General features: G+C 40.6%; 20 protein-coding genes, 2 pseudogenes and 1 riboswitch. Of the genes and pseudogenes, 15 read left to right on the top strand and 7 right to left on the bottom strand.

Annotation, left to right across the window (positions count from 1 at the left end; all coding sequences use genetic code 11):
* The first annotated feature begins 400 nt into the window (after nucleotides 1-400).
* Genes JCM15074_RS23710 through JCM15074_RS13955 form a run of 6 tightly spaced genes read left to right on the top strand, consistent with a single transcriptional unit; the run spans nucleotide 401 to nucleotide 5,125 of the window.
* Entirely contained in the window at nucleotides 401-1,159 is a 759-nt protein-coding gene (locus JCM15074_RS23710; protein WP_025821757.1) for a DUF3450 domain-containing protein, read from the top strand.
* The gene (locus JCM15074_RS13975; protein ID WP_025821756.1) at nucleotides 1,159-2,430 is read left to right on the top strand and encodes a MotA/TolQ/ExbB proton channel family protein; all 1,272 of its coding nucleotides are present in this window, start codon (nucleotides 1,159-1,161) and stop codon (nucleotides 2,428-2,430) included. The genes JCM15074_RS23710 and JCM15074_RS13975 overlap by 1 nt, the downstream gene beginning before the upstream one ends.
* A gap of 1 nt (nucleotide 2,431) precedes the next feature.
* A complete protein-coding gene (locus JCM15074_RS13970; protein WP_025821755.1) occupies nucleotides 2,432-2,941 on the top strand; it encodes a MotA/TolQ/ExbB proton channel family protein in 510 nt (169 codons plus the stop codon).
* The gene (locus JCM15074_RS13965) at nucleotides 2,931-3,338 is read left to right on the top strand and encodes an ExbD/TolR family protein (protein ID WP_025821754.1); all 408 of its coding nucleotides are present in this window, start codon (nucleotides 2,931-2,933) and stop codon (nucleotides 3,336-3,338) included. Before JCM15074_RS13970 ends, JCM15074_RS13965 begins: the two co-directional genes overlap by 11 nt.
* Entirely contained in the window at nucleotides 3,307-3,966 is a 660-nt protein-coding gene (locus JCM15074_RS24965; protein WP_025821753.1) for an energy transducer TonB, read from the top strand. The genes JCM15074_RS13965 and JCM15074_RS24965 overlap by 32 nt, the downstream gene beginning before the upstream one ends.
* On the top strand, nucleotides 3,950-5,125 hold the full coding sequence (locus JCM15074_RS13955; RefSeq protein ID WP_025821752.1) for a tetratricopeptide repeat protein: 1,176 nt from the start codon (nucleotides 3,950-3,952) through the stop codon (nucleotides 5,123-5,125). Before JCM15074_RS24965 ends, JCM15074_RS13955 begins: the two co-directional genes overlap by 17 nt.
* Nucleotides 5,126-5,168: 43 nt before the next feature.
* Here the strand turns inward: JCM15074_RS13955 and JCM15074_RS13950 are convergent, their stop codons facing one another.
* Entirely contained in the window at nucleotides 5,169-6,089 is a 921-nt protein-coding gene (locus JCM15074_RS13950) for a VirK/YbjX family protein (RefSeq protein WP_025821751.1), read from the bottom strand.
* Nucleotides 6,090-6,249: 160 nt separating this feature from the next.
* Entirely contained in the window at nucleotides 6,250-6,693 is a 444-nt protein-coding gene (locus tag JCM15074_RS13945) for an Sbal_3080 family lipoprotein (RefSeq protein ID WP_234400238.1), read from the bottom strand.
* Nucleotides 6,694-7,223: 530 nt separating this feature from the next.
* Here JCM15074_RS13945 and alsS point away from each other — a divergent pair.
* The 5 genes and pseudogenes from alsS to JCM15074_RS13915 all read left to right on the top strand — a co-directional run bounded on the left by alsS (nucleotide 7,224) and on the right by JCM15074_RS13915 (nucleotide 14,085).
* Complete coding sequence (gene alsS / locus JCM15074_RS13940; protein WP_025821749.1) at nucleotides 7,224-8,888, top strand: acetolactate synthase AlsS; 1,665 nt, start codon at nucleotides 7,224-7,226, stop codon at nucleotides 8,886-8,888.
* 11 nt (nucleotides 8,889-8,899) lie between these two features.
* A pseudogene (budA, locus tag JCM15074_RS24610) lies at nucleotides 8,900-9,606 on the top strand (acetolactate decarboxylase).
* 193 nt (nucleotides 9,607-9,799) lie between these two features.
* Nucleotides 9,800-11,503, top strand: a complete 1,704-nt coding sequence (locus JCM15074_RS13930) for a zinc ribbon domain-containing protein (protein ID WP_025821748.1) — start codon at nucleotides 9,800-9,802, stop codon at nucleotides 11,501-11,503.
* Nucleotides 11,504-11,716: 213 nt separating this feature from the next.
* Nucleotides 11,717-13,390 carry a zinc ribbon domain-containing protein gene (locus tag JCM15074_RS13920; protein WP_025821747.1) on the top strand — a complete coding sequence of 558 codons (1,674 nt, stop codon included), beginning with the start codon at nucleotides 11,717-11,719 and terminating at the stop codon, nucleotides 13,388-13,390.
* A gap of 215 nt (nucleotides 13,391-13,605) precedes the next feature.
* Entirely contained in the window at nucleotides 13,606-14,085 is a 480-nt protein-coding gene (locus tag JCM15074_RS13915; RefSeq protein ID WP_025821746.1) for a YbhB/YbcL family Raf kinase inhibitor-like protein, read from the top strand.
* 81 nt (nucleotides 14,086-14,166) lie between these two features.
* Here JCM15074_RS13915 and JCM15074_RS13910 read toward each other — a convergent pair whose 3' ends face one another.
* A complete protein-coding gene (locus JCM15074_RS13910; protein ID WP_025821745.1) occupies nucleotides 14,167-14,832 on the bottom strand; it encodes a YoaK family protein in 666 nt (221 codons plus the stop codon).
* Nucleotides 14,833-15,241: 409 nt separating this feature from the next.
* Here JCM15074_RS13910 and katG point away from each other — a divergent pair, with 409 nt between their 5' ends.
* Entirely contained in the window at nucleotides 15,242-17,398 is a 2,157-nt protein-coding gene (gene katG, locus JCM15074_RS13905) for a catalase/peroxidase HPI (protein ID WP_025821744.1), read from the top strand.
* Nucleotides 17,399-17,458: 60 nt separating this feature from the next.
* On the opposite strand, the pseudogene JCM15074_RS22255 reads toward katG, so the two are convergent.
* Together JCM15074_RS22255 and JCM15074_RS22250 are read right to left on the bottom strand one after the other, a co-directional pair.
* A pseudogene (locus tag JCM15074_RS22255) lies at nucleotides 17,459-17,725 on the bottom strand (cupin domain-containing protein); the annotation flags it as partial.
* 218 nt (nucleotides 17,726-17,943) lie between these two features.
* Nucleotides 17,944-18,198 carry a cupin domain-containing protein gene (locus JCM15074_RS22250; protein WP_373278910.1) on the bottom strand — a complete coding sequence of 85 codons (255 nt, stop codon included), beginning with the start codon at nucleotides 18,196-18,198 and terminating at the stop codon, nucleotides 17,944-17,946.
* Nucleotides 18,199-18,459: 261 nt separating this feature from the next.
* Nucleotides 18,460-18,632, top strand: a riboswitch (Lysine riboswitch).
* Between the two features lie 85 nt (nucleotides 18,633-18,717).
* On the opposite strand from JCM15074_RS22250, the gene JCM15074_RS13895 reads away from it, so the two are divergent.
* A complete protein-coding gene (locus JCM15074_RS13895; RefSeq protein ID WP_025821743.1) occupies nucleotides 18,718-20,301 on the top strand; it encodes a Na+/H+ antiporter NhaC family protein in 1,584 nt (527 codons plus the stop codon).
* A 223-nt stretch (nucleotides 20,302-20,524) separates the two neighbouring features.
* Complete coding sequence (locus JCM15074_RS13890) at nucleotides 20,525-21,280, top strand: NYN domain-containing protein (RefSeq protein WP_025821742.1); 756 nt, start codon at nucleotides 20,525-20,527, stop codon at nucleotides 21,278-21,280.
* A 51-nt stretch (nucleotides 21,281-21,331) separates the two neighbouring features.
* On the opposite strand, the gene JCM15074_RS23700 is transcribed toward JCM15074_RS13890, so the two are convergent.
* On the bottom strand, nucleotides 21,332-22,027 hold the full coding sequence (locus JCM15074_RS23700) for a prepilin-type N-terminal cleavage/methylation domain-containing protein (RefSeq protein ID WP_025821741.1): 696 nt from the start codon (nucleotides 22,025-22,027) through the stop codon (nucleotides 21,332-21,334).
* A 324-nt stretch (nucleotides 22,028-22,351) separates the two neighbouring features.
* Here JCM15074_RS23700 and JCM15074_RS24370 point away from each other — a divergent pair, with 324 nt between their 5' ends.
* A complete protein-coding gene (locus JCM15074_RS24370; protein ID WP_159105294.1) occupies nucleotides 22,352-22,498 on the top strand; it encodes a hypothetical protein in 147 nt (48 codons plus the stop codon).
* A 54-nt stretch (nucleotides 22,499-22,552) separates the two neighbouring features.
* On the opposite strand, the gene JCM15074_RS24365 is transcribed toward JCM15074_RS24370, so the two are convergent.
* On the bottom strand, nucleotides 22,553-23,222 hold a 670-nt coding region (locus JCM15074_RS24365; RefSeq protein ID WP_199899815.1), incomplete at its 5' end, for a hypothetical protein.

The following is a 23,222-nucleotide window of genomic DNA, read 5'->3' as shown; positions in this document are numbered from 1 at the left end:
TCTCAAATACAACCAGTGCAGAATTGTGGTTTTACCTACATTAATGATAACGATTTTTATTATCATCTTTACGGTTATGTTAATTGTTTTCTCAACCAAGGCTATTTTTAGGTAATAGCTCACAGATTTTTATAATTAATAGCTCATACTAAAGCATTTAAAAACAACATAGTATTTACAAATGTAATAAAAACCACCCTGTATTGATTACTTATTTTGTGATGAAGATCACCATTAGTTAACGATAACAACATGCATATCCGCTTAAATCAGCTGCAAATTTATCAAATTTAACCTATATCAACCCTCTTACGATGCAATTGATAATTGTTATCATTTAGATTTAATAGTAATATCCGCGCTCTTTTCTCTGTTTGCGGCTAAAAAGTGATACTTAAATATGTTCCTATATGTACGACATCAATATGCTTTACCTCTCATTTTAATGTTATCCATTTTTGTGGCACACACCGCAAACGCAACCACGTTAGCCACAGTTAAAAGTGCTGATCAACAAGGTTTAAAGGCCAGTCAACAGGCCCAACAACAGCATCAACAACTTGATCAACAACAGCAAGAACTACAACAACAAAATCATCAAATCGTATTGCAGATGCAATTAGCTGACCATTATCAACAGCAACTTAATCATCAGATCCAACAGTTACAAGATGCAATAATACAGCTACAACATCAGCGCCAGACGCTCAGAGAAACGCGGATGCAGCTGTTACCTCTAATGCAAAATATGTTAACCAGCTTACAGCAGTTAATTGACGCGGATTTGCCATTCTTACAAGCTGAGCGCCAAGCGAGATTGGATGCATTAACGCAAACCTTGGCCAGTGCAGAATTAGATAATGGTGAGAAAATGACGCGCCTACTTGATGCCTATCAAGTCGAAATCAGCTATGGCTACAGCAGTGAAAGTTGGCAAGGGAAATTACCCGATGGCAGCCTAGTCACCTTTTTACGCGCAGGCCGATTAGGCTATTACTATTTAAGTCTTGATCAACAATCAGCGGCCATCTGGCAGCAAGATCGTTGGCAGCCCTTAGATACACAATGGTTAGCCCCACTTGCGCAAGCTATTGCTGTGACCACAAGTCAAATACCACCAGCATTAATGCAGTTACCATTAATAAAGGAGGTAGAGTAATGCGCTCAATTCACTTAATAGCCTTGTTAATGTTATTGCTGCCATCTAGTGGTTATAGCCAAGTACAGAGCTTGCAACAGGTATTACAACAGGTGCGACAAGGCAGCCAACAAGAACAATTAGCTGCCAAACAATTTGTGCATAATAGCCAGCTTGATTTACAACAACTGCAGCAACAAGGGCAGCAACTCAATCAACAGTTACAGCAAATACAGCAACATAATTTGCAACTAGAAGATCAGCTACTTGTCCTACAACAGCAACTTAAAGATAAACAATCACAACTCAATACCGAAAAATCGAGTCTAACTCATGTTTTTCAAACCATTGCTGAACATGAACAACTGTTATTAGATAGCGTGCGCCCACATAGTTTATGGCAGCACGATACCAGTGGCATCAATCTCAATAATGAACAACTCGATTTAGCGCGAATTAAACAATTATGGCAAGCACTAACAGAACAAATCGTGCTAACCGCCAGAGTGCAACAACATGATGCCATGGTGCTTGATAGCAAAGGTCAGCCACATGCCATGCAAGTCACTGAATATGGTCCCTTTACCGCGCAAACAGAACAAGGTTGGTTGCATTATTTGCCAGCGCAAAAACAGTGGCAAATAGTGGCTCTGCAACCTCAGCTATCTCATCTTAAACAAGGCTTTTGGCTCGACCCTAGTATGGGACAATTAATACAACAGGCTGGCCAGAATCGTTGGTGGCAGGCATTAGCACCAGCAGGTTTAGTCGGCGTATTAATTGCTCTTATCGCCATTGTTGCAACAATCATCGGTGTTAATCGCCTGTTCTACTTATACCAAGAGAAACAGCGTATCAACCGACAACAAACACAAGTTAATGCCAATTTAGATAACGCGTTAGGCCGTATCATTGCCGCCACAAATACTGTAACGGACGCCAATTTAGCCGCACATTTGCATAGTGCTATTTTGAATGAGTTACCTGCACTGCAAAAAGGAATTGGTACTTTAGCGGTATTAGCTGGTATTCCACCACTGCTCGGCCTGCTTGGTACCGTTGGCGGAATGATTGAAACCTTTACTGTAATGACCCAGTTTGGCAGTAATAATTCAGAGTTATTATCAGGCGGTATCGCCCAAGCGCTGCTCACCACTCAGCTCGGGCTAATGACTGCTATTCCACTATTACTACTGCATTGCGCGGTTAAAAATAAAAGCCGTCAATTAAGTCAGCAGTTAGAGCAAGAAGCTGCAGCCATCGTTATTCAGCAGCGTCAGAATCAAGACTAATATGGTCGATTTTATTGAATTTATCACCCAAGTTGATGCACTGGTATGGCTGATTATCAGTCTTTCATGCGTGATGTGGTATCTGTTATTACAGGGTTATTACCGCATCCATCAACTCAGGCCGATATGGCTCACGCAGACACAGCAAATAAGACTGCAATTGAGTTCGTTAGGTCAATGGCAACAGCAGCAGCTGCAACAGGCATTTATCAGTCAAGCACAGCGACAACTTAACCAATATCAACTTTGGATTAATACCCTGATAAAAATCTTACCCTTGCTCGGATTACTCGGAACGGTCAACGGCATGATCAGCAGTTTCTTACAATTGGGACAAGCCAATATTAGCCAGCAATTAGCGGGGGGAATTAGCTCTGCCCTATTAACCACACTTGCAGGCTTAGTCACCTCACTATCAGGACTTTACCTGAGCTATCGACTTAAACGCGCTAACCAACGCTTATTAAGTCAATTAAAACAATCACTGTCGGAGTCAGCAGATGCAGTTTAAATACAATGATGAAGCAGAGACGGATGCCAATGTCGATATGACACCGCTCATTGATGTGGTGTTTATTCTGCTGATATTTTTCATTCTATCGGCCAGTTTTCAGCAATCACAAACATTAGATATCGACAGACCCAGTGCGCAAGTGCAAGACAATACCGATAAAACAGCGCTAATGGTCAGTATCGACAGCAACAATACTATCTGGTTTCAGCAGCAAATAGTGGCCGCGAGTCAATTGCAAAAACAGATCAAACAAGCGCGCCTTAACGGTGGCCAAAGCAGTGCCATTATTGATGTCGATAAATCTGTTGATAGTGGCAAGTTAATCGAAGTCATCGACAAAATTAGAATTGCAGGAGTGGATAATGTGGCCGTTGCAACCCATCATTCCGACTAAAAATCGCGGTGTCATCATGACTGTTTCACTGCTGATAAATCTGCTATTAGCGGCCATAATCTATCGGCTTACATTAAGTGATATTCACGCACCGGCAGCAAAAATCCAATTAACGCAGGTCTATTTTAGTGACCCCATAAGTAAGCCTTTGGATGAGCCGCAAACCGCAACAACATTAACTAATGCACCGCTAACATCTTCACCGCCACCACCGCCGATGAAGCTGACAATTAACCCCGTTAATATTGATAGCCAAATAGTGATCACAACACCAGAATTTGCCACGCCAGACAGTATCAGTGAAATACAAGCACCAACGCTTAATTTTAGTCAGGTCGGCATCACGCCTGGGAGCCAAATACAAGCAAACTTGGCCATGGCACAAGTGAGTTTTCAAACACCACCTCAATACCCACTGCGAGCTAAACAACGCGGGATTGAAGGCCGAGTCAGTTTGAAACTACTGATTTCAACTGAAGGTAGAGTCAAACAGGTGGAGCTAATTGAAGAACACCCACAAGGGGTCTTTTATCGCTCTGCGGCAAGAGCCGTTTTACGTTGGCGCTTTGTGCCACCACAACAAGACGAATGGCAACAGGTAATTATTGCTTATGAATTGGAAAAATAGTCTCTTGATCACAATGCTATGCCTATTAAGTTGGCCTAGCTATGCCGATATTTATCAGCGCATGCAGCAATTACAAAAGCAATTACAACAGGATGCAGCGCAAACACTGCCTGAGATTGTACGCTTACAACAGCAGCAAACATTTGCGGATAAAGAGATACAAAAAATGGTGACATATCTGCACTTACAAGCCTGTATTAGCCTCAAGAAAAACAGCTGTGCAGCAGAACAAACACAGCTGTTATTAACCTTACCACTCACCCAAGTGCAGCAGGTAGAGTTACATAAACTCGCTAGCCAGCTTTACTACCAATTAGGCCAATATCAGAACTGTATTAACCAAGCCCAATTATGGTTACAACAAACTGAACCGTTACCTGCCAACGCGCTGACAATAACGGCAGAAACCAACGCAGCAATCCATGCGTTAATAAGCTATAGCCACTATAAATTGGCGCAACCACAATCAGCTATTGAAGCCATGCAACAAGCATTGCGCCATAATGTCACAGAGTCTAGACAACAGTTTCTATTGGCACTTTATCAACAACAGCAACAAGTTAAAGATGAACGCCAGCTTCTGCAACTGATGGTCGGCAGCTATCCGAAACAAAGCCAATATTGGGAACGTTTAGGCCAAAACTGGTATCAAACAGGCCATGAACAACAAGCGCTTAATGTGCTCAGTAGTGCTTATAAAGCCAAGCTATTACCTACTCGCAGTATACCGCTATTGGCTAAACTATTGCTGTTACAACAAGCACCACAGCGTGCCGCAACTATTTTGCAGCAGCATCAAAGTGAACTACAGCAACACCCAGCCTTTTTACCGTTACTGACTCAAGCCTATTTAATGTCACAACAGCGCCAACAGGCACTCGCTTTAATACAACAATATCCAGCTCAAACTAAGCAATCGCTCGCATTAGCCAGTCAATTAGCCTTCAGCCTTGAACAGTGGCGTAATGCCCAGCAATTATTGCAACAACAAATTAAAGCTGAGCCTACTAATCAATATTGGCGCTATTTGTTGGGGCTAAGTTACTTTGAAGATAAGCAACCGCAATTAGCACTAGAGACTCTCGCCACCATCACCGAAACAAGGTTACTGCCCGCGGTAAAACAGTGGCAACAGCATATTCAATTCTTGCAGGGGTAGTGTACATAAGATGTAGGCATATAACGGCCGATATCTATGATTATCACTTTTGCAGGGGTAATTGTTGATCAATTACCGTTTGCATCATCTCAAGCCATTCATAACGGCGGCGATACATGGTGCGTTTAGACTGACTCACCTCTTCAAGCGGTTTACGCGCATCAGCCACATCCAGTTCAACAAAATGCGGGTTAAAGTCACGTGCATTGAGCGTTTGCCAATGGCTATCATAATTGGCTTTAATACGGCTACGAGTATGACGTTTCGCTTGATAAATATGAGATGAATTTTTAATCGCTAAAATCTGTTCGACTTGCCAAGTCTGCGCCAGCATTCTCACTAACTTAATCATCAAGTCTTTCGGACGTAAACCATGTAGACCACGGGTCAGGATTTTGATTTTAACGTTATTATCATCAGAGCTATCAGGGCCTTGCAAACCACCAATAATAATCGAGCGCTGTTGACCATCATCATTCACAATAAAGGTGATGGTATAGAAATTAGTATTATCAGCATCTAACAATTTAAGTGTTAATGCGCCCTCTTTTTGATAGCGGATATCAAAGCCTAAAGCTATTTTGAAAGGCTGCTCTTTTAGCTCAAAGCTCAATAACTCGATATCTTGCTGGTTATGATAAATCTGACTCGCTATCGCTTGAGTCACCCTTTGATCAACAAATCGATAATGATTAACTAATAACGTTGCCCGTTCAGCGACTTTCCCCTTTGCTTTCACATAAGGGCGCATCGGCTTTTCAAAGAAATAAGGATTCAGTTTGATTAAACCACTCAATAACTCATTCGATAAAGACTGCTGAATTTGATTAATGCTATTACGATGCAACCAACTACGGAGCATAAATTTAGCGCGGCATAAGCTCACTGAACGATGATAATTTTGTTTTAACTCATCTGGATAGGTTAATTTTGCAAGTTGCGGGATAGTCAGAGCCTTTAGCATATACATCTTGTTACATTTGACGAATTTTGCGGCAAGGCTACCAATGGAACCAAATGAATGCAATTTATTTATATGAACTTATTTGTTAGATGAAACAACATGATAAAAATACCCAAACTATTTGAAATTACTATTTTCAGGTTGTTTGGGTATAGATAAATTATTGTACAAACAATTGTTCAATTAATGGCATTAACTTAGTCTCTTCACTTTGGAACTTAGTCATATTCAAACCATTACTGACACGATAATTTGCATTTCCTATGCTGTTTCCATTTAAATCAAACACCTCAAGTTGCACACTCGCAAGAAATGGCATCACATCCCAACTTCTTCTCGCAGTATAAGTCATGCTGACATCACAAAAGCTTGAGCTAAGCTCATATTGATCATCATACATAATGGTTTGATAGCCTTCGCTCTCAATCACTTTACGTAACGCAGGCAGAAATCCAGCATAAACACGATCATTACTTTGAATACAAATACGCTGACTTGTACCTTTATTAGTACTTATATGAGCAGGCTTCACATGCATCGTAGTACACGCAGATAGTATTAATATAAGGCCTGTAATCAAACTTGTTTTGAACACTTGAGACATAATTATTTAACTGTAAAATCAATATGATAAAAATTTCAGCGATCTTAATAAGATCGTTGGCTAATCTCAATCATCAATTTTTATGACTACCACCACTACAACAAATTTTAATGAAATTTAATTCATAGAAGATTCATCCATTTTTACAACGCAATTATATTTGCAATATCTAAACCAATAAAATTCAAATAAAAATCAAATAGTTACAAAAAACATTTACTATAGAAAGCATTACAAATACTCATTTATATTTCTAGAACCCATTATCTAAACAACTAATACATTGAAAAATAAAAGATTAATTAACTCCAGCTCATTTGTGATCAACCTCTCTTTTTTTGCAAAAATAACCCCCTCTTTTTGCAGTAAAAAATAGCTAAATTAATTTTGAATATTGATCTGAATTAATAAACATTTACCTTTAAAAAATTGAATCATTCCCGCTTTATACTCGCTGCATCCATTTTCTGTTCCCCCCTCCGTTCTTTAACGGTTCATACAGAAAATATGCATTATGTAATGAGGCTAGCATGTCCAATAAAACCATTTCAGGCGCCGAACTCGTCGTTGAAACACTTAACGCACACGAAGTTCCGCATATTTTTGGTATTCCAGGTGCAAAAATCGACTCGGTATTTGATGCCGTTTGCGATGGTGGTCCTGAAATTATTATCTGTCATCACGAACAAAATGCTGCTTTTATGGCAGCGGCTACAGGTCGTTTGACCGGTAAAGCTGGTGTTTGTTTGGCAACATCAGGCCCGGGCGCATCTAACTTAATCACGGGTGTAGCGACAGCTAACAGTGAAGGCGATCCAGTGGTTGCTCTTGCCGGCGCAGTGCCTTTATCTATGTATTCTCATAATACCCATCAATCAATGGATACCCGTTCACTGTTTAACCCAGTGACTAAGTTCTCTGCTGAAGTCATGGATACAGGCTCTATTTCCGATGTAGTGCATAAAGCTTTCCGTATTGCTGAGCAACCAACTCAAGGCGCAAGTTTTGTTAGCTTGCCGCAAGATGTGTTACTTAATCAAATAGCTTCTCAGGCGGTTCAAAAGCCAAATGAATTACTGTTTGGTGGTGCTAATAAACAAGCTGTAGCACAAGCTGCTGATAAGATTAATGCGGCTAAAAATCCAGTATTCCTATTGGGTATGGATTCAAGCCAGCCGATTGTTACCGCTGCCATTCGTGCCCTGCTCACTCGCACGCCCATCCCTGTCGTTAATACTTTTGCTGCAGCAGGGGTCATTTCACATGACTTATATCAATGCTTCTTAGGTCGTATCGGTTTATTTAAAAACCAACCGGGCGATATCGCACTAGCGCAAGCTGATTTAGTGGTTTCAATTGGCTATAACCCAATTGAATATGATCCTATTCTGTGGAACAAAGAGGCTAAATGCGAAATTATTCATGTGGGTTACCAACAAGCAGACTTAGAGTTTAGTTATAACCCGTCATGTGAAGTCATTGGTGACTTGGCTGAATCCATTAATGCCATTGCAGTGCAATTAAATCAACGTGAGTCATTAGTCAAAAATGACCGTATTCAATTGTTACGCAACGATCTGCAATCGATTATGGATTTAGGCGCAAATAAGGTGTCAGCTCACGGCGTACATCCACTGCGCTTTATTCACGAGCTCCGTAATTTTGTTAGTGATGACATGACCGTCTGTTGTGATGTTGGCTCTATCTATATCTGGATGGCGCGTTATTTCCACAGCTTTGAACCACGCCGCTTGTTATTCAGTAATGGCCAACAAACTCTTGGCGTTGCATTACCTTGGGCAATTGCAGCGTCACTACTGACACCGAATGAAAAAGTGATTTCTATGTCTGGTGATGGTGGCTTCTTATTTTCATCAATGGAATTAGCGACTGCGGTACGCCATCAATCAAATATCGTTCACTTTGTTTGGAATGACCAAAGCTATGACATGGTTAAAATCCAACAAATGAAAAAATATGGTCGCGGAAGCGCGGTGCAGTTTATTGGCCCAGATATCGCCCAATACGCTCAAAGCTTTGGCGCTCACGGCCTTACCATTAATTGCAGCGACGATATCGTGCCTGTAATGAAACAAGCGATGCAACTTCAAGGCCCAGTATTAGTTGGCGTCAATATTGATTACAGCGACAACTGCCGTCTGCTCGATCAAATGCATCCATGTAAACAAGATTAAGGTCTACCACTATGAATAAAACTTTTTACCAAACTTCAATGATGAGTGCCTTAATTGCTGGGCTATATCAAGGTGACTTTACCATTGGTCAATTACTTGAACATGGTGATTTTGGTATTGGCACCTTTAATGATCTTGATGGTGAAATGGTCGTGATTGGCGATGAGGTATATCAGCTTACCAGTAAAGGGGAAGTACACTTAGTTGACCATAGCATCACCACCCCTTTTGCCTCTGTCGTTAAATTTGAACCGACCATCGTAAAAGAAGAGCTCACCGACCTAAACCGTAAAGCATTTGAAGCCATGCTGGATCAACAATATGCGGCCAATAATGCCATTAATGCGATTCGATTAACTGGTGAGTTTTCATATGTTAAGACCCGTACAGTGCCAGCGCAGCAGCGTCCTTACCCACCAATGGTTGAAGTGGTCAAGCATCAGCCATTCGTGAAATGGAGCATATTTCAGGGGTAATGATCGGTTTTAAGCTGCCTGATTATATGACCGGAATTAACGTGCCGGGCTATCACTTTCACTTTTTAAGTGATGATCGTAAGCACGGGGGTCATGTGAGTGACTTTATTTTAAGCCAAGGTAAATTTGAGCTAGAAGTATTTAAAGATTTTCACCTTAGAATGCCGGCGTCACATGAGTTCGACCAAGCTGATTTGCACCCTGATGACTTAAAAGCAGCCATTCATGTCACTGAAAGCTAATCCTACTATTTGAACGCTTCAACTCAAGGCCTTGATACAATTCAAGGCCTTTTGCTATCTACTTGTAAAACAACCCTATTCTTAATAAAACTTTATTGCTGAACATCACAAAATTAGTGTCCTCTTTATTATTAAAATAGAGATTTCATATAGGCTTCGCCGCAGAAAAATAAAATGCTTTTAAGGAAAATAAATGCATCACTGTGGCAATGAAGTTTACGTACAAGATAAGTTCTGTACTCAATGTGGCGATGAGTTAAATGACTGCGTCCAGATCAAGCAAATTATCGACCTTGAGCCAGATTTATTTGCTGAATTACCAGAATCATGTGTAGATCCAAAACTGTTTACAGGGCGTCTTAAAAACAGTTACTACTATAAACGCCATAACAAAAATGGTAATAACTCTGTGACTTACGCTTATTGGTGGATTACCTTAGAAAATGCTTTAGGTGAAATCAAACAGATCAGTATTAACGCTGAAAACTCAGCCTTCAATAACATGAAAGTCGGTGATGTGATCACTATTTTTGAAGCCATGCCCGTTAATTTATCTTTTAAAATTGACTCAGCAGCTAAAGAGCGTGTCACTAATAACCTGATGGGTAGTGGCGTTATTTTACATAAAGATGATAAACAAACATCGACACTAACTAATCACTTTGATAGCAGCAAACCCAGCCTAATCGGGATGATTATTATTGGATTCATTTTAGCGTTTTTAGCCGCAGGGTTGATTCAAATGAATAGCAACCTTACTGAAGACACTATTATTGTTCTTGGCATAATGTGTAGCTGTATGTGTATGATCCCTTGGTATAATTACAGCCGAAGTAATCATCAGGCAGCAATCATCCGCAAACAACGAATCGAAGCTGTTATCGCTAAAATTCTTAATATCAGTAAATATCAACTGGGTTACCATAAATTCGAACGCCCAGCATTAAATGACGATATTTTCTGTCACCACTGCGAACAGCGCATCCACGCCGATGTGGATTTCTGTCAGCACTGTGGCACCAGCACTCATATTGTCGCCCTACCTGAAGTAGTCGCAAGCAATGATGAGCGAGTTGAACAGACCCAAATCGCTTGTGACGGCAATACAGCAATCGCCATTGAACCGATCGTGATGCCGCAACAACAGCCTAAAAAAACAATTCGTGAAATGCGTTTGGCAAAAATGAAAGAATTTTATGTCAGCGAAGAGCAAGAATTTACCTTTAAGCGCACCTTAATTAAAAATGATCAATTTAAAGGGTCTGTTTGGTGCTATATGGTGCAAGTAACAGATCGCGATTTCAACACCCAAGTCAGTGATGTCACCCATACTGAAACCTATCGTACCGATTATACCAACCGCAATGGCAGTGTTGTTGATAGCAAATATGAAACGGTTAGTTATCGCGTTCGAGATTCAAAGCTGTCAGGCAAAATCACCGTTGAAGACGAGTTAGGCGAAATCTTCGAACAATGGTTACCTGAAACACTGCTAAAACAAACCGATGTGGGTGATTACTTACTCATTGGTTATTCACGCATTGGCAATAAAAAATATAGCAGACTGACCTATGGCGAATATTATTACAATATCACTAAAGGTCGCTGGGAAATGCCACAATCAATACTCAATTATGGCGAAACCAGTTTCATCGTTAAGTGTATTGTCGGCTTAGTCGCTGCAGCTTGTGCGGCCTTAGCTTACTATACCCAACAATATGCTGTTGCAGCAGGTATCTTTGCCACCTTCATTGCCTTACTCGGCATTAAATCGCATCTAGCAGATAGCGCCAATAGCAAGGCTGGACACCTATTTATCAAACCCATTATGGATACCCTTTATCGCGTTAGAGATAACAAACAGGAACTACTGACTTATCTCGCTAAGCTTAAATAATCCCTTCATTTGCGCCAGCATGCTGGCGCTTATTAATTATATTTATGTCAAACCAATGAGCAAACAACGCAACATTATCAACCCAATCAATCAAAACATGAAACAAACGCATTGATCTGTATCACAATTTTATTTCTGATTTTTCTTTCTAGTTCAATAGCTTGTGGCAATCATATAGCTACTGCGCTTAAAAAAATAATTCGGGAATGATAAATGCATCACTGTGGTAATACGCTTTACATAAAAGATAAATTTTGTTGTCAGTGTGGAGAAGAATTAAACGGTAACCGCCATATAACACAACTCAGCGAGCTCCACCCGCATTTACTAGATGAATTAGCCCAATCAAAACCTAATCCGACGCTTTTTACCGGACAGGTCAAAAGTACCTACCACTATAAACGTGGTAGTCGTAATGGTAATAATAAAATTAGCTATTCCTATTGGTGGGTCACACTAGAAAACCCACAAGGTCAAACCAAACAAATAAACTTTGAAGCTGAAAATAAGACATTTGATAATATTAAAGTTGGTGATGTCTTAACAACGTTAGAGCCAACTAACGTTACCCTTACCTATCCCTTTGAAAATAAAAGTGATCGCGATATTGTCACTAATAATCATCTCGCACCAGGCGTGGTATTACATCAAGATGATGGGCAAACCTATACCTTGTCTCGCACCTATAATGTTGATAAGCCCAGCTTTATTAATCATCTCTCTGGTGGCGCTATATTTGGCGCTATTGTCGCGATTATTTTAGCCTTCAATACCTCAATGTCGACCGATGGACTTTTTGCATTGGCCGTATTAATCGCTTTTATGACCGCTTTGCCTTTCTATTTATTTGAAAAAAACAGTTTCCAAAAAGCCGTCATATTAAAAAGCAAAATTAAAACAGTGTTAGAAACTGTGCTCAATGTTAGTCAATATCAATTGGGTTACCACAAATTAAAACGCCCAAGCTTAGCTGATGATGTCATGTGTCACCAATGCGATCATCGCGTTCATGCTGATATCAACTTCTGCCCACTTTGTGGTACTAATCAACGTATCTTTGCAATTACCGATGCAAACCAAACCGATATCATCAACTGTGATGGCAATACCGCACTCAGCATTGAAGCCATTGCACCGATACCAAGAAAAACCATTGCCGAAATGCGCTTAGATAAAATGAATGAATTTTATCTAAGCGACAAAGGCAGTTTTGAATATCAGCATTTACTCAGTGTAAATGAAAAATTTGATGGATCTTGCTGGTGCTATATGGTGCAAGTCACCGATCGTAAGTTCACCACAACAGTCAACGACGTGATACATAGCACCACCTACCGCACGGAGTACACCAATCGTTATGGTCGTGTGGTTGATAGTACCGAGCGAACTGAATCTCATCGGGTTAGAGATTCAAACTTATCAGGCAAAATCACCGTTGAAGACGAAGAAGGAGATATCTTTGAACAATGGTTGCCGAAGTCATTATTAAGTCATACTGATGTAGGTGATTACCTATTAATTGGTTACTCTCGCTTACGTCAAGGCGAAGCCAAAATCAGCTATGGTGAATACTATTACAACATCAGTAAAGGCAGATGGAACATGCCAGAATCTGTCCTTAGTTACGGTGAAATCAGCGCTATGGCTAAATTATGGGTATTTTTGGCCGCTGTAGGCGCAGGCTACTTTGCCTATCAAACTAATCAATTTACTGTTGCACTCAGTGCCTTTAGTCTCTTTTTCGGAGTGGTAGCCATTAGCTCTTGGCATATGGCAAAACGCAATAGAAAAGCGGGTCGTAAGTTAATCCAACCGATTATGGATATGCTGGAGAAGGTAAAAGAAAACAAACAGGAAATATTAGCCTACTTTGCTAAATTAAAATAATAAGGCTCAATGCGTCAGTACGTGCTGGCGCATATCTCATTTCACTTATCATATAAATATAGATCTTTAATATCTAAGACCATACAGCACAAAAGCACCTTAATGTATCAAAAACCCACAAAAACAAAGAAAATAGATACTTTGAGTGATAAAATGGCAACGCCAAAAGCCTACTATAATGAGCAATAGCGATACTTTTAAATCTGAGGTTTACCATGTCAACATTGCAACTTACCAGTCAAGATATTCACGAAGGTCAATTACACCATAAGCAATTTTCATTTAATGGCTTTGGCCATGACGGCGACAATATCTCACCGCAACTCGCTTGGTATAACGCGCCAGAAGGCACCAAGAGTTTTGCCATCACCTGTTTTGACCCCGATGCGCCAACAGATTGCGGTTTTTGGCATTGGCAAGTCATCAATATTCCGGCAGGAACGACCGAATTAGCACAGGGTATTTCAGGCCATCTCTCTGCGGGGCTAGAGATGCGTAATGATTATGGTTTTAAAGGCTTTGGTGGCGCATGCCCGCCAGAGGGTCATGGCATGCACCGTTACCAATTCACCGTGTGGGCATTATCGACTGAAACGCTCGCCATTCCTGACGATGCTTCATGTGCATTAGTTAGCTTTATGTTGCACGGCAGTGCTTTGGCAAAATCTACCATTACCGCGATTTATCAGCGCTAATTAGCTCAGCTCACCTAAATTAAACCAAACAAAAGCCAGCAAATTTGCTGCTTTTGTACAACTGTCCAACCCAGAGATGAGTTACTCATCATCTGTTAATGCTCGCAACCAATACAATGTGGCCGCAACGATCAAACATAAAACAATGGGAACAACTAACGCATAATGCAGTGACACCGACATCAAGTTGCTACCCACAATGGCACCAATAAAAATCGATAACCACAGGCTAATCTGTTTTAAAAAGACCCATTTATCGCCTTGTCCCAATAACAACATCGCCAGTTCACGGCCTGTATTGGCAAGAAAAGCCGTCGCAAACGTTAATGGCATCGCTTTACCAATAGTGATTCTCAAAGCAATATTTTGCAGTCCCATTGCAAATGCCAATACAAAATTGGTCACCATAGGCGTCTCAATTTGATCAATAACCAGTGCAACCGTCAACAACATGCTGACCAAGGTCATGACTATCCAGCGATAATGCTTTTTTTGCAGTAGGCCAATCATTTCACCGACGGTAATACCACCAACAAACAGTAAAATAACAGCAATGTAATTAATTGATTGTCCATATTGATGATCAGATAGCAGCATCGCCACATGGGTTGTGTTGCCACTCATAAATGACACAAATAAGCCATTTTTAAGATGAATAAAGCCAATAGCATCAACAATGCCCGCAATAAACAGTAGGCAAAATGGCATAGCGGCTAACACTCGGTTTTTATTAAGTTGTAGAGTCAATAGTCAATCACATATACAGTTATTCTAAGATGATAAGTATTGCATTGATTTAGTTAATTTTCTAACTCGTCTCCATTTCGCCGTGTTGATAAAAATCATTGATTAAACAGTAACAGGCTAAATCAAACAGCGTTTAGCTATCCTAGACTCAAATTATGGCCACCATTAACTAAAATTAACAGTCAATCAATAATTGTATCACGCTGATATGTAAGGATTAATAGAGATTATTCTTTTGACTGATATCCAACTGTCTAAATTCCACCCATTATGTAATTGATCTTTATCTCACTTAGCCTAATGTTGACTAAAATGTATATGTGTAACTAATGCATACCTAATATCCAAGTCACTTCGAATATTCGATATACATTAGCAATAAATAAGATGCGAACGCAGAGGGTAAGATATGTCTACCAGTAAATGTCCATTCAACCATGCAGCAGCTCAAGGCACCTCTAACCAAGATTGGTGGCCGAATCAACTTAGATTAGATATTCTCCATCAGCACACAGCTAAATCTAACCCGCTTGGGGCTGATTTTAACTATGCAGAAGCTTTTAAAAGCCTCGACTTAGCCGCAGTAAAAGCTGATTTACACGCATTAATGACAGACTCAAAAGAGTGGTGGCCAGCAGATTTTGGTCACTATGGACCTTTCTTTGTGCGTATGGCATGGCACAGTGCAGGTACTTACAGAACTAACGATGGTCGTGGTGGCGCAGGTCACGGTAACCAACGTTTCGCACCGCTTAATAGCTGGCCAGACAACGTCAACCTTGATAAAGCTCGCCGCCTTATTTGGCCAATCAAACAAAAGTATGGCAACAAAATCTCTTGGGCTGACCTAATTATTTTAACGGGTAACGTTGCTCTAGAATCAATGGGTTTTGAAACCCTTGGTTTTGCAGGCGGCCGTGAAGATATTTGGGAACCAGAAAAAGACGTTTACTGGGGCTCTGAAGATTCATGGTTAAGCGATAGCCGTCGTTATTCAGGCGAGCGTAATCTAGAGAACCCTCTCGCTGCGGTACAAATGGGCTTAATTTACGTTAACCCTGAAGGTCCAGACGGTAACCCAGACCCATTAGCGGCAGCACATGATATTCGTGAAACCTTTGCCCGTATGGCAATGAACGATGAAGAAACTGTGGCCCTAATTGCTGGCGGTCATACCTTTGGTAAAACTCACGGTGCTGGCGATGCAGCCCACGTTGGTGCCGATCCAGAAGCCGCAGATATTACTCAACAAGGTTTAGGCTGGAATAGCAGCTTTGGTACAGGTAAAGCAGGTGACACGATTTCAAGTGGTTTAGAAGTCACTTGGACTACAACCCCAACGCAATGGAGTAATGGTTTCTTCCATAGCTTATTTAGCCATGAATGGGAATTAACTAAGAGCCCAGCAGGCGCACATCAGTGGGTAGCTAAAGACGATAATGACCAATATCCAGATGCATTTATTGCCGGTAAAACCCATAAAGCAACCATGCTAACTACCGACTTATCAATGATTGCCGATCCTGAATACAATAAGATCTCACGTCGTTTCTATGAAAACCCACAAGAATTTGCTGATGCCTTTGCTCGCGCTTGGTTTAAGTTAACTCACCGTGATATGGGTCCACATACTCGTTACTTAGGTGCTGAAGTACCAACACAGCAGTTTATTTGGCAAGATCCTATTCCTGAATTAGATCACGCCGTGGTTAATGAGCAAGAAATTGCCCAACTTAAAGATCAGATCCGTGCAACAGGTCTATCCATTGGTGAGATGGCAACAACCGCTTGGGCAAGTGCTTCAACTTTCCGTGGCTCTGATATGCGTGGCGGTGCCAACGGTGGCCGTATTCGCTTAGCACCACAAAAAGATTGGTTAGCCAACCAACCTGAGCAATTAGCAAAAGTACTTGCTCAACTTGAAAGCGTGCAAGCTAACTTTAGCAAACCAATCTCACTGGCTGACTTAATTGTATTAGCAGGCTCTGTTGCGATTGAAGATGCTGCTAAAAAATCAGGTTTTGACATTAGTGTGCCATTTACGCCAGGTCGTATGGACGCCAGCCAAGCGCAAACAGATGTTGAATCTTTTGCTGTGCTTGAGCCAATGGCTGATGGTTTCCGTAACTATCAAAAGACCGCATTTGCAGTGACTACCGAAGAGATGCTGCTAGATCGCGCTCAACTACTTACCCTAACAGCGCCAGAAATGACCGTGTTAGTTGGTGGTATGCGTATGCTAGGCACTAACTTTGGTCAAACCAACTATGGTGTCTTTACCGATACCCCAGAAGCACTAACAAATGACTTCTTTGTTAATTTGTTAGATATGGATACACAGTGGAAAGCCACTTCTGCTGATAATGACCTATTTGAAGGTCGTGACCGCAACACAGGTAAAGTGAAGTGGATGGCAACTCGCGCAGATTTAGTCTTTGGTTCAAACTCACAACTACGTGCATTAGCTGAAGAATATGCGTGTTTTGATGCCAAACAAAAATTTGTAGCAGACTTTGTTAAAGCCTGGACTAAGGTAATGAACCTAGACCGTTTCGATATTAAGTAAACGAGTTAAGCTGGTACACAAAACCGTGGCTAATTAAGCCACGGTTTTTTTATGTTCTACTTATGCAGGGCGACTTAATTTTTTAATAATGTCCTGATGTTGCGGATACATAACTAATAAATCTTGCTGACTAAATAGCTCAAAGTCTTCAAAGGTAAAACCAGGCGAGACCATACAGCCCACTAATGAGAAGCCTGATTTATTCATCGCCGAACCAAAAATACAGCCTTTAGGCACTAAAAACTGTGGACGCTCACCCGCAGCAACATCTAAACCTAATTGCGCGGTCGTCAACTCGCCCTGTTCATCAATCATATAAATAGATATACCCAAGCTACCTGAAGTTGCAGAATTCAGTGGGAATTTAACGTACTTTAGGCAAGGCATTGATTGAAGCTAATGGCTACTCCCTTATCAAAATCAATAACGCAGTATAAAGCACGTTAAAACCCATCAAAGAAAGCCTTAAGCAAGCCCACTTCGTTGTTGCACCTATTTAAAAGGGAATACCATTCCTGCATAGATGCGCCTAGAAATGAACTTGCTTAAGTGCTTCTGAAAATAGCAACTTCAGGTAGTTTGGGTATACATGCTTCTCCAGCATGGTAATACCACATCTCATCGGCGGTTAAGCGGTGAAAATTAGAGACCTCCCCCGTATGCAGTAAAAAGTAAATACTGGTCCATAACGCACGCGTATCATCAAATTGCTGCTCAGCACGATAAGATGAACAAAAATAGCCACCCTCGACATGTTTCTCTAGCTGTAAATGCTCAATAAATGACTCAGCCGACTGCATAATACTTCCTTAAAATTGATGTTCAAACTGCAGCGTATTCTACTTAAGCTGACCTACAACAGCATTAGCCGCATCACAGTTTGATCTGTGTTATCACAAAAAAATTTTACATTAGGTTATCCATGCGCGATTAAAATTCAGCCACCAATTATGACTAAGTGACACTTAATTGTTCATTTTTTAGCAATGCTAACTTTTTTATAACCTAATAAAGTAATTTACTATTGCGTCAGCAGAAATCATCGGTATCATCCTTGCGATCCTTTGAGTAGAGGCGCGCTGCCTAAAAGTATCCAGATTGAGGGTGATACCGATGACATCTGGTGAAAGGAGTCAGCGCCGAAGCCATTATTGCATCATCAATAATGGCTGGGCTTGTATTGAATAAATACAGGACTGCCATAGTTTTTTGTCTATGGAGCGCTACCCTAAGGGATAAGAAGTATTATTTCGCTTGAAATCTGTTTCTCTATCCTTTCACGGTAGATCTCCACCTAATTTTGTAGGTGTGTCGAGATCATGAATTTAATTCAATATTCAGACTCAGTATTATCGGTGGTACCACCGTTATTAACCGTTATTCTTGCAATCACGACCCGTCGTGTTTTGTTATCTATTGGTACTGGTATCGTGACTGGTGCCTTATTGCTTAGCAATTATCAACCGCTAAACACCTTAAAGTACTTACTAGAAACTGTGGCAGGACTGGTTTGGCATGATGGTGCAATTAATAGCGGAAATGCGCATATGTTGCTGTTTATGCTGTTATTAGGCGTGTTAATTAGCTTGATGACCATATCAGGGGCAACAAAAGCCTTTGCACAGTGGGGCGTTCGCCACTGTAAAGATCGTCGCAGTGCCAAAATCCTCACCGGTGCGATGCTATTCACCTTCTTTATTGATGACTTTTTCCATAGTTTATCAGTGGGTCCTATTTGCCGCCCTGTGACCGACCGTTTTCAAATTTCACGCGCAAAACTGGCTTACTTTTTAGATTCAACCGCCGCGCCATTATGCGTTGTCACTCCAATTTCATCTTGGGGCGCCTATATTATTGCGATTCTTGGCGGCATTTTAGCAACCAACCATATTACTGATATCAGCCCAATTTCATTATTTGTACAATTAGTGCCAATGAACTTGTATGCAATCTTTACCCTATTATTAGTCTTTATTGTGATTGGTACCCGCTTCGATATCGGTGCAATGCGCAAACATGAGCAGATGGCTGAGCAAGGTAATTTATGGGATGAAGCTAAAGGTCATCCACATGGCTTAGAGATCACTACCGAAGATGAAGGCAACGGCAGCATGATCGATATGATTTTGCCTATCCTAACGTTAACCTTATCAAGCGTCGGTTTTATGTTAGAAAGCGGTGCCGAAGTGCTAGCAGCTAACCATCAGGCATTTAGCTTTATTGCAGCCATTGAGCACACTAACGTCGGGTTATCTTTAGTTTATGCGGCGCTATGTAGTTTAGCGGTATCAGTACTATTAGCATTGCGCTTAAAGATGTCAGTCAAAACATGGTTAACGGTTGCCCCTAAAGGTGTGCAAGCAATGATCCCAGCTATTGTGATTCTGTTTTTTGCATGGACTATCGGTACAGTGGTAACCGACTTAGAAACAGGTAAATATTTAGCCTCATTGATCCAAACCAGTATCCCGGTACAGCTACTACCTGCATTAGTATTTTTACTGGCTTGCGGTATGTCATTTGCAACAGGTACAAGTTGGGGCACCTTCGGTATTATGTTGCCATTGGCTGGTGATATTGCCATTGCGACCGACATTCAGCTATTAATGCCAATGCTTGCTGCGGTATTAGCAGGCTCAGTATTTGGCGATCACTGTTCACCGATTTCAAGCACCAGTATCTTGTCGTCAGCAGGCGCTGGTTGTCATCATATGGATCATATTATGACTCAGCTACCTTATGCATTAATCGTCGCATTTGGCGCATTCCTAGGTTATCTAGCAATGGGAATAACGCATTCAACAGTTGCAGGTATTGCCGTTTGTGGCGCGTGGTTCATTATCAGTTGCCTATTCTTTTTACGCCGGAATAAGAGACAACAGTTGGTAGCAGCTAACGTTTAATTAAAGTTTCATCCCTGCCTAATCCCCGTATTGTTTAATAAACAACACGGGGATTTTTGTTGGTAGCTATTACACCGCTTCCCCAGTCAAACGATTCAATCATTCTCACTCATAAGCTAATGCACAATACACTGCTTTGCATTATGATAATCACATAAAGTATATATTATCAATAACTTAATTAACCATTAATGGTTATATAACTGATTGTAAGGAGACATCAGTGAAAGATAGAGAAAAGATTGCCGTATTCATTGATGCTGATAACGCACCCGCGAAAAAAATTGCTAAAGTCTTATCAGAATTAGCTCGCTATGGTGTGGTCAATATTCGTAAAGCCTATGGTAATTGGAAAAATCAAAATCTACAGTCATGGGAAGATGTATTGCATGAATACGCCATTCAACCCATTCAACAATTTGACCTGACTAAAGGTAAAAATGCCACAGATATGGCCTTGGTCATAGACGTTATGGATGTGCTTTACACCAAAGATATCGATGTAATTTGTCTAGTTTCGTCTGATTGTGATTTTACGCCACTAGTGACTCGTACACTTGCTGACGGCAAGTTTGTTATTGGTTTTGGTGAACGAAAAACGCCATTACCGTTCGTTAATAGCTGCTCACGCTTTCTCTATTTAGACGAAGAATGCGAAGACAACAGCGCAGAAGTCGAGATACTTGAGCAACCTAGCCAGAATCTCAGCCACAGTATTAAAAGTGATTCCAAGCTTATCAATCTATTACGTCAGGCTATAGAAGCGGTGGAAGAAGACGATGGTTGGGCTCAATTAGGCCCAATTGGTACCCACATATCTAACCATGCCTCATTTGATCAACGTAACTATGGCTTTAAGAAGTTAAGCGATCTATTTATGGCGATCGATCTATTTGAAATGAAAAAGACCAATGGCTCGGTGTTATGGGTTAGGGATAAAAGAAAAGCCAAGCAACATAAAGCAAAAGATGCTGCTTAAGTTTAATAATAGAGCATGAGTACTATCTGTTAGTATTCATGCTCTATCCATCTAACAACCATTGGTATCGATAATTAAGCTCGCTTCACCACCTGTATTATCCGACTCATTAGTTGACTCTCCGCTAGACGAATCATCATGGTTTCTCGGGCAAAATGGAATATATTGATCAAGAGGCAAAGGAAGTCGTGCTAACAAACCACATAATACACGCTTTCCCCAACCTAACTCAGGTGTTGGCTTATCCGGCTCCGTAGGACTTGGGGGCATCGCAATATCAACGTAAGTCACATAACACTGACCTTTTTGAATGTATTTGACCTTATCCTTAAGACTTTTTTCGCTTAAATAATTATCATCTAAGCTAAACATGGTTACAGAGGTTTTAACTCCTAATAAACTTCCTAAACTCCCTAAACTCGCTAAATCACTCATATTAAATGTTAGCGGATACCATTGTTCAGCCCCATGCAGAGAATCCACCATCCCTTGCGCAGTAGGATATCCATAGGCGATTGGCACATTATCCACTGATGCAGACTCTAGGCTATCCTTACCTTCAATCGTCGCTTTAGCATGAGTAAGTGACATATTTTGCTTTAAGACACCATACAATTGCTGCATATCGCTACGCTTTGCTTCACTAGATAACTGTATAAATCTAGGCACAACAATGACCGATAACACCGCAATAATGATAATAACGACAACTAGCTCAATTAAGGTAAACCCACGAGTATTAACCACTATGCCTCCTCGATATTGATGAAAGCGAGTAAGCATAATGATTATTAATTGATATAGAAAAGATTCATATCACATATTACTTAATACTAAAAAGGTTTCCCTTTAGGCGTCACATTCACCCGTTACACCTATCAACATATGCATACATATACGCTTAATTAACCAATAATAATTAACATCTAATTTGACTAATTATTGATGAACAATCGCTCATCATTTAGTAAGTGATATTTCATCAATGGAAGCTGATAATAAGTAGAAATTAAAGATAAACGTATTCCAAAGATGAAATACGCTTAACGATCATTACAGACGAGGTTTAGCATGAAAACTGAACATGAAAAGACATGTTGTACTGAAAATGAAACGAAGCAAAAACATCAGCATCAACATAAATTTGAATACATTCACCAGCACCAACATAAACACAAAGCGGGTGAGCCATGTAATCAACATCCTGAGCATAAATAAACAAGCTTGAATTAAATGAGAGTATCGTAAAAACTCACGATGCTCTCATTAATTTTAGCCACACAATAGCTTAATGCACTTCAGTATTTCACTTTGATTGGCACTTCTAACTACATAGCGACTATTATCAATTCGACCAATAAGTGGTACCAATAATTTGTTACGTGACCAAAGTTCGCTATCGCGATAATAAGCAGTCTCGCTAATCTTTAGTGCAAATTTCTTTGCAAACTTAACAGATTGATTACGCATAAAAGCCCAGACTCGACTACTGCTAGTAAGGACAATCACTCGCTGCTGAACTTGAACTTCAATCAGCGGAGTCAATAACTGCTGAGCAAACTCATCCCTATCATCACTTTGATACATATCTTGCAGTAAATAAATTAATTTAGGCTGTTGCTGCAACTCAGCAATCACTAATTCAGCTTCATCATGAGATAACAAATACTGTTGTGCTAGTTGGAGAAATTGGCGCTGAATAATCGCTAACATCTGATCAGCATCATCCGCAATAAAGCTATTTAAAATCCCTGATGCAGCATATGAGGCTACGCTGCCAGCAGCAATACTGCCTAGAATACTGCCCACAGTAGCACCAATTCCAGTACCAATAATTGGAATCGCAGAGCCAATTGATGCGCCTAGAATTGCTCCACCGCTCCACCCCATATAGCCGCCACCGACCATAGATGCTTTTTGCGAAACATTCTTAAATAGTTGG

The organism is Shewanella marina JCM 15074 (assembly GCF_000614975.1).
Lineage (GTDB): Bacteria > Pseudomonadota > Gammaproteobacteria > Enterobacterales > Shewanellaceae > Shewanella > Shewanella marina.
The sequence above is the reverse complement of the archived record's forward strand: the minus strand, read 5'-3'. Positions and strand labels throughout refer to the sequence as shown.

Coding starts and splice junctions, on each gene's coding strand:
- katG (WP_025821744.1), top strand. CDS start 15,242: ATGTCTACCAGTAAATGTCCATTCAACCATGCAGCAGCTCAAGGCACC.
- JCM15074_RS13945 (WP_234400238.1), bottom strand. CDS start 6,693: ATGTCTCAAGTGTTCAAAACAAGTTTGATTACAGGCCTTATATTAATA.
- JCM15074_RS13915 (WP_025821746.1), top strand. CDS start 13,606: ATGTCAACATTGCAACTTACCAGTCAAGATATTCACGAAGGTCAATTA.
- JCM15074_RS13955 (WP_025821752.1), top strand. CDS start 3,950: ATGAATTGGAAAAATAGTCTCTTGATCACAATGCTATGCCTATTAAGT.
- JCM15074_RS13965 (WP_025821754.1), top strand. CDS start 2,931: ATGCAGTTTAAATACAATGATGAAGCAGAGACGGATGCCAATGTCGAT.
- JCM15074_RS13895 (WP_025821743.1), top strand. CDS start 18,718: ATGAATTTAATTCAATATTCAGACTCAGTATTATCGGTGGTACCACCG.
- JCM15074_RS23710 (WP_025821757.1), top strand. CDS start 401: ATGTTCCTATATGTACGACATCAATATGCTTTACCTCTCATTTTAATG.
- JCM15074_RS22250 (WP_373278910.1), bottom strand. CDS start 18,198: ATGCAGTCGGCTGAGTCATTTATTGAGCATTTACAGCTAGAGAAACAT.
- JCM15074_RS24370 (WP_159105294.1), top strand. CDS start 22,352: ATGAAAACTGAACATGAAAAGACATGTTGTACTGAAAATGAAACGAAG.
- JCM15074_RS13975 (WP_025821756.1), top strand. CDS start 1,159: ATGCGCTCAATTCACTTAATAGCCTTGTTAATGTTATTGCTGCCATCT.
- JCM15074_RS24965 (WP_025821753.1), top strand. CDS start 3,307: ATGTGGCCGTTGCAACCCATCATTCCGACTAAAAATCGCGGTGTCATC.
- JCM15074_RS13970 (WP_025821755.1), top strand. CDS start 2,432: ATGGTCGATTTTATTGAATTTATCACCCAAGTTGATGCACTGGTATGG.
- JCM15074_RS13950 (WP_025821751.1), bottom strand. CDS start 6,089: ATGCTAAAGGCTCTGACTATCCCGCAACTTGCAAAATTAACCTATCCA.
- JCM15074_RS13930 (WP_025821748.1), top strand. CDS start 9,800: ATGCATCACTGTGGCAATGAAGTTTACGTACAAGATAAGTTCTGTACT.
- JCM15074_RS13920 (WP_025821747.1), top strand. CDS start 11,717: ATGCATCACTGTGGTAATACGCTTTACATAAAAGATAAATTTTGTTGT.
- alsS (WP_025821749.1), top strand. CDS start 7,224: ATGTCCAATAAAACCATTTCAGGCGCCGAACTCGTCGTTGAAACACTT.